Source organism: Hydrocoleum sp. CS-953, from assembly GCF_002260545.1.
GTDB lineage: Bacteria > Cyanobacteriota > Cyanobacteriia > Cyanobacteriales > Microcoleaceae > Trichodesmium.
In genome coordinates this window covers 1-2,309 of sequence record NZ_LGSU01000160.1, presented here as the reverse complement: position 1 = coordinate 2,309, position 2,309 = coordinate 1, and the positions used below count along the sequence as shown (strand labels likewise).

At 36.3% G+C, this 2,309-nt stretch carries 2 protein-coding genes and 1 pseudogene; all 3 read right to left on the bottom strand.

Annotated features, from left to right (window positions below):
• Positions 1 to 351: 351 nt before the first annotated feature.
• A pseudogene (locus AFK68_RS40830) lies at positions 352 to 660 on the bottom strand (amino acid ABC transporter substrate-binding protein); the annotation flags it as partial.
• Between the two features lies 1 nt (position 661).
• Positions 662 to 1,631, bottom strand: a 970-nt coding sequence (locus AFK68_RS01240) for an amino acid ABC transporter substrate-binding protein (RefSeq protein WP_143437399.1), incomplete at its 3' end; no start/stop codon positions are given.
• 165 nt (positions 1,632 to 1,796) lie between these two features.
• On the bottom strand, positions 1,797 to 2,033 hold the full coding sequence (locus AFK68_RS01235) for a hypothetical protein (RefSeq protein ID WP_094670998.1): 237 nt from the start codon (positions 2,031 to 2,033) through the stop codon (positions 1,797 to 1,799).
• Positions 2,034 to 2,309 lie beyond the last annotated feature (276 nt).

Below are 2,309 nucleotides of genomic sequence, written 5' to 3'. Positions count from 1 at the left end.
TAATATTTTATCGTAGGGGTTTAGTCTCCAAACCCCATCTAATCTATTTGTTTCAGAAGGGGTTATTTTTCTAACTTGTCAAGTATGTACAAAAAATAAAAACTGTCAAGAGCAAATATATCCACTTCTGCATAATTTTTATTCAATTTCCTGCCGATAGATTTTCATCTCCGTCAATTTATCAAAATAATTGAGTCTAACACCCTGTCTTAATTGGTGAAATATTTTTGGCAAGTTGTTGAAACTCGCCATTACAAAAACAACTTCTAAATTCTAAATTCTAAATTCATCAAAGACTTGGGAAATTGAGTGTAGATTAATTCCCAAATCTTTGCTGTTGTGAGTTTCTTGTTAACGGAAAGGTGGAGAATAAAGCAACCCACCATTTTTCCATAAATCATTCAGACCGCGCTCTAACTTAAATTGAGAATTGTCTCCTAAGTTACGATCATAGACTTCCCCATAATTACCAACTTGCTTAATTACACGATATGCAAAATCATTACTCAAACCTAAACCTTCACCTAGGTCTCCCTCTACTCCTAAAAAGCGTTTAATTGTAGGGTCTTCAGAATTTTGCTTCAAGTCATCTACATTTGCTTGGGTAATACCTAACTCTTCAGCTTCTATCAAAGCATAAGTTACCCATTTTACCACATCNAGACTTCCCCATAATTACCAACTTGCTTAATTACACGATATGCAAAATCATTACTCAAACCTAAACCTTCACCTAGGTCTCCCTCTACTCCTAAAAAGCGTTTAATTGTAGGGTCTTCAGAATTTTGCTTCAAGTCATCTACATTTGCTTGGGTAATACCTAACTCTTCAGCTTCTATCAAAGCATAAGTTACCCATTTTACCACATCAAACCAAGCTGAATCATTATTTTTTGTTACTGGACCTAAAGGTTCCTTTGACATAGTAACGTCCAGAATCACATGATCATTTGGACTTGGTAGGGTACTACGGCGACTTAATAATTGAGATTTATCAGAAGTCATCCCGTCACAACGTCCCTCCGCATAAGCTGCATAAGCTGGGTCTGCTTGTTGAAATGTTAATGTCTCAGCTTGTACATTTCTTTGCCGGAGATTATCTGTTAAGTTTAATTCTGTAGTTGTTCCTGCTTCCACACAAACTGATTTACCTTGCAATTCCTCTAAAGATTTAATCCCACTATCACGACGAACCATCATCCCTTGTCCATCATAAAATGTAGTGGGGGCAAATTCTAAACCTACGGTTGTATCTCGGCTAATAGTCCATGTTGTGTTCCGAGATAGCATATCTACTTCTCCACCGTTAAGAGCAGTAAAACGCTCTGTTGAATCTAAGTTACGATATTCTACAGAATTTGGATCGTTAAATAAAGCTGCAGCTACTGCCTTGCAGATATCTATATCTATTCCTGAGTATTTACTATTCTGGTCTACAAAACTGAATCCAGGAATACCGCCCTCTACACCACATATTAATTTGCCACGATTTCTGACAATATCTAAACGACTGCTGGTTTGTTGACTTTCTTGGCCAGCTCCTGTTTGGTCTGATGTGCCTTCACCTTCGCAAGCTGTTAGTGGCACTACCATTAAAATAGCTGCTATTAGAATAGATCCCCATTTTTGCATAGTTTATTCTGATTTTTTTATTTTGAAAAAAAGTGATCTACTCAAAGCTACCATAGTGTCAAGCTTGGCGATCGCTTCTGGAAGCTCTCAAGCAACTACTTTCCATATTTTTTTCCTGTCGATCTTAAATAGTTTTGATTTTTAATTTTTACTTTAAATTAAAACTTATACTGATAGTGAAGGTTCACTTTCCAAACGTTCCTCAGCTAAATCCCTAATTAAGGACAACCGAGATTGGATGTATTCGTTAATTAAATCTGCTTCTGTACAATTTAGGGTACTTCTGTTTTTCAACTGTTTGATTAACCACTGAACTAAGGTGGCATCATCCAGTGATACTAAGGTTGTAGGTTGGGAGTTTTCTACTACAGACCAAAGCTGACGTAACATTGTGGGAGTCATAGGAACCTCCATATAAATTTCATATTCGTCTTTCTTTAGAGAATTGGTCAAGAATACTAATTAAGACGTATCCTTCAACACATATTTCCCCAATTTTGTGTTTCCTTAACCATTCTTTTATATTTACTAAATAATAACTGAACTCTACTCATATAAGAGGCACTTACACATTTTTCGGCAACCTTTTCAACCCAAAAATATTTGCCCGAAACCTAAAATTATCACAGGTACTGAAGAAATAACCATTACCCAAGAAAGTTGTCGTAGTTGTGCCGG